A 3,982-nucleotide genomic window follows, 5' to 3' on the forward strand; every position below is an offset into this window, starting at 1 on the left:
CGTGGGCACTGCGATGACCTGCGGTCTCCAAGTGAACGTGGGGGGCGGAATGGGCCTGTTCGACGGACTTCGTCGCGGGCGCGATGTGCAGTTCGACTCGGGCCACGCGGCAACGAACGCGATCGAACTGACCAAGCGGCGCGCACAGATATCACTCACGAAGCAGGACGCGGCCACCGGCCATCTGCGCGTCAACCTGAGCTGGCGGATGCGCACGTCCGACATCGGCGGCCCCCAGCGCGAAAGCCTGCTGCGGCACCCCTTCCGGGCCCTCAAGCCACCGGAGGTCGTCGGCCACAGCCAGAGCATGGTCAACGTCGACCTCGACCTGGGCTGCCTCTACGAGCTCCAGGACGGCACCAAGGGCGTCGTCCAGCCCCTCGGCGGCTACTTCGGCGACGTCAACGCCCCGCCGTACGTCAAGCTCAGCGGGGACGACCGCTTCGGCTCCGGGTCCGGCGAGACGATGTACATCAACCTCGACCACCGCGAGAACATCAAGCGGCTCCTGGTCTTCGTCTACATCTACGACCAGACACCCGCCTTTGACCGCACCCACGCCAGCGTCACCCTCTACCCGAGCAGCGGCCCGCGCATCGAGATCCACCTCGACGAACGCCAGCCGCAGGCGCGCTCCTGCGCCGTCGTCATGATCGAAAAGATCAAGAACGACGAGATCATCGTGCGCCGCGAGGCGAAATTCGTCTACGGGTTCCAGGCCGAGCTGGACCGGCTGTACGGGTGGGGTCTGCAGTGGGGCCGGGGCTACAAGACGAAGGTCGAGCGCTGAGGGCGCGCCTTTGAGGGGGCGGGCCCGGGGCTGCTCAGCGTCCGATGAACTGCGGGCCCTGCGGGGGCAGCCGGAAGTCCGGGTCGGGGGCCGCGGTGACCGGCGGCGGGTAGCCGTAGCCGGTCTGCGCCCCCGTGACGCCCGCCGCGGCCGGTGCCTGGGGATAGCCGTACGCGGGCTGGCCCGCGGGCTGCGGATAGCCGTACGCCGGCTGGGTCGTCGCGGGCTGCTGGGGCGGATAGCCGTACGCGGGCTGCGCGGGGACGGCGGTCGGCTGCTCCGGAGGCAGCGGCCGCGACACCTCGGGGGCGGGCTGCTGTGTGGTCGCGGCCGTGGTGGGCAGGCCCGTCGTCTCCTGCGCGGCCTCCGACTCGTCCACCGAGATGCCGTAGTCGGTCGCGAGCCCCTGCAGGCCGTTCGAATAGCCCTCGCCCAGGGCCCGGAACTTCCAGCCCTCGCCGCGGCGGTACAGCTCGCCGCAGATCAGCGCGGTCTCCTCGCCCGTCTCCGGCTTGACGTCGAAGTACGCCAGCGCTTCCGCCTCGGTGCCCGCCGCGTCGTACAGCAGAATGCGCAGCGCCTGTACGCGGTCGAACGGGATGCCGTCCGCCGATGCGACCAGCAGAATCCGGCTGACTCCGGACTCGACACCGGTGAGCTCTGTCTGGATCGTGTCGGTCAGGCCCTCGGCGGCCCGCTTCTTGCCGAGCCGCCACACCTTCCCCGAGGGGTGCCGGGGCTGGTTGTAGAAGACGAAGTCCTCGTCGGAGCGCACACGACCGTCGGGGCCGAGGAGCAGCGCGGAGGCATCGACGTCCGGAACCCCCTGTCCGGGTGTCCAGCGCAGCACGGCGCGCACCGTGGCGGCTTCCAGCGGGACGTTCGACCCCTTCAGCATCGCGTGCGTCATGCGGTCATCCTGCCTTCTCGGTCCTGCTCACGACAACGCGGGGGCCGGGCGCCACGAGCGGCGCCGACGGCCGTCGGGGACTACCGTCGTCATGGCCGGGCCTGGCTGTGCTTGCCCCTGTTACCTGAAATTCATGCCTGACGGGAACCTCTGCCATGGACTTCTACGTACTATTACCGGCCACCTTTCGACGATTCGCAGGCCGCACGACAACTACGGGGGAGTTCCATGCGTCATTTCGGGCACATCGCGCCTGAGGTGCGGAAGCGTCTCTTCCACCGCGAGCCGTGTGTGTTCACGACGGGCTCTCCGGCCCGGCTGCTCGCGGCGGCCCTGGGCGCCACGCTCTACAGTCCGGCCACCCGGCCGCGGCTCGCCGACGACGTCCTGAAGCAGGCCGGGCGCGGTGTCGTCTCGATGGTGGTGTGCCTCGAGGACTCGATCGACGACGCGGACGTCGGCCCGGGCGAGGAGAACCTGGTCCGCCAGTTCAAGGCGCTCGCCGACCTCCCGGACGCGGACCTGCCGCTGCTGTTCATCCGGGTCCGCGCCCCCGGGCAGATCCCCGACCTCGTGCGACGGCTCGGCCCGTCCGCCCGGCTGCTGTCCGGATTCGTACTGCCGAAGTTCACCGAGGAGCGGGGCATCCCCTTCCTCGAGGCGATGGCGACCGCCGAGGCCGAAAGCGGCCGTCGCCTTTTCGCCATGCCGGTGCTGGAGTCGCCGGAGCTGCTCTACCGGGAGTCCCGCGTGGAGACCCTGGAGGGCATCTCCCGGGCCGTCGACAAGTACCGCGACCGCGTGCTCGCCCTGCGCCTCGGCGTGACGGACTTCTGCTCCTCCTACGGGCTGCGCAGAGGCCCCGACATGACGGCGTACGACGTGCAGATCGTCGCCTCCGTGATCGCCGACGTGGTGAACATGCTGGGCCGCGCCGACGGGACCGGCTTCACGGTGACCGGGCCGGTGTGGGAGTACTTCAGGGTCCAGGAGCGTATGTTCAAGCCGCTGCTGCGGCAGAGCCCCTTCCTTGAGGTGCAGGCCGCGGAACTGCGCGAGAAGCTGATTGAGCACGCCATGGACGGCCTGCTGAGGGAGATCTCCCTGGACCACGCCAACGGCCTGCTGGGCAAGACCTGCATCCACCCCTCCCACGTGCTTCCGGTGCACGCCCTGTCGGTCGTCAGCCACGAGGAGTTCTCGGACGCCCAGGACATCCTGCGGCCCGACCGCGGCGGCGGAGGTGTGCTGAGATCGGCGTACACGAACAAGATGAACGAGGTGAAGCCGCATCGGGCCTGGGCCGAGCGGACCCTGCTGCGTGCCGAGGTTTTCGGCGTGGCGAACGAGGACATCGGCTTCGTGGAACTGCTCGCCGCCGGCCTGCCCGGCTGAACGCGTGGCATCCGAAGAATTCGAACGGTTGGTGGAGAAAGCAGTGAACGAGGGGGTGCACGGCGAGGTGCGTGACGACGCCGACGGTGTCTGGTCCGGTAGCTGGGTCGCGGAGCGGCTCGGCGTCGAGCTCGTCGGCGACGACCGGCTGACCGGCCTGCTGGGGCTGGCGCTGCGGCGCAACCCCAAGCGGGCCCATCTGCTGGTGTCGAACGTGCTGGGCAAGCATGTGCCGCAGTCGCCGTCCGTCGTCTACGGCCATGGCGTCGAGCTCGGCCGCCGGGTGCGGGAGCTGCTGGGCGACGAGGAGGCGGGCCGGGCGGTCGTGCTCGGCTACGCGGAGACCGCGACCGGCCTCGGCCACTCCGTCGCCGACGGGCTGGGCCTCGCCCCCTACCTGCACTCCACCCGCCGCCCCGTCGCCGGTCTCGCGGCGGCCGGCGGCTTCGAGGAGGCCCATTCGCACGCGACCTCTCATCTGCTCCTGCCGGAGGATCCCGCGCTGCTGACCGGGGACGGGCCGCTGGTCCTGGTCGACGACGAGTTCTCCACGGGGAACACGGTGCTGAACACTGTCCGTGATCTTCATGAGCGGTATCCGCGGCGGAGGTATGTCGTGGTGGCGCTGGTGGACATGCGGTCGGCGGCGGATGCGGGGCGGTTGGAGGCGTTCGCGCGGGAGATCGGGGCGCGGGTGGACCTCGTGGCGGCGGCTTCGGGGACCGTGCGGCTGCCCGAGGGGGTGTTGGAGAAGGGGCAGGAGCTGGTGGCGCGGTACGAGTCCGAGAGTGCGGCGGAGGGTTCGTCGGCGGGTGCGGCCGCGTCGTGGCCGTTCGCGCAGTTCCCCGCGCCCCTTGAGGGCGTTGCGGATACGCCCCTCATAGGGG

At 70.3% G+C, this 3,982-nt stretch carries 4 protein-coding genes; 3 read left to right on the forward strand and 1 reads right to left on the reverse strand.

Translation table 11 applies throughout. The features are described from left to right. Positions 1-49 precede the first annotated feature (49 nt). Positions 50-790 carry a Tellurium resistance gene (locus ACFTZL_RS42260; RefSeq protein ID WP_382595151.1) on the forward strand — a complete coding sequence of 247 codons (741 nt, stop codon included), beginning with the start codon at positions 50-52 and terminating at the stop codon, positions 788-790. Positions 791-824: 34 nt separating this feature from the next. Here the strand turns inward: ACFTZL_RS42260 and ACFTZL_RS42265 are convergent, their stop codons facing one another. Further along, positions 825-1,700 (reverse strand): TerD family protein, encoded by an 876-nt coding sequence (locus tag ACFTZL_RS42265; RefSeq protein ID WP_382595145.1) that lies wholly within the window; start codon positions 1,698-1,700, stop codon positions 825-827. A 228-nt stretch (positions 1,701-1,928) separates the two neighbouring features. Here ACFTZL_RS42265 and ACFTZL_RS42270 point away from each other — a divergent pair, with 228 nt between their 5' ends. After that, positions 1,929-3,095 carry an HpcH/HpaI aldolase/citrate lyase family protein gene (locus ACFTZL_RS42270; protein ID WP_382595148.1) on the forward strand — a complete coding sequence of 389 codons (1,167 nt, stop codon included), beginning with the start codon at positions 1,929-1,931 and terminating at the stop codon, positions 3,093-3,095. 31 nt (positions 3,096-3,126) lie between these two features. Continuing rightward, on the forward strand, positions 3,127-3,982 hold an 856-nt coding region (locus tag ACFTZL_RS42275), incomplete at its 3' end, for a phosphoribosyltransferase domain-containing protein (RefSeq protein WP_382595153.1).

The sequence above is a fragment of the Streptomyces sp. NPDC056948 genome (assembly GCF_042674225.1).
Classification (GTDB): domain Bacteria; phylum Actinomycetota; class Actinomycetes; order Streptomycetales; family Streptomycetaceae; genus Streptomyces; species Streptomyces purpurascens.

Bases quoted from the DNA above. Each gene is read 5' to 3' on its own strand.
- ACFTZL_RS42260 (WP_382595151.1), top strand. From the start codon at position 50: ATGGGCCTGTTCGACGGACTTCGTCGCGGGCGCGATGTGCAGTTCGAC.
- ACFTZL_RS42265 (WP_382595145.1), bottom strand. From the start codon at position 1,700: ATGACGCACGCGATGCTGAAGGGGTCGAACGTCCCGCTGGAAGCCGCC.
- ACFTZL_RS42270 (WP_382595148.1), top strand. From the start codon at position 1,929: ATGCGTCATTTCGGGCACATCGCGCCTGAGGTGCGGAAGCGTCTCTTC.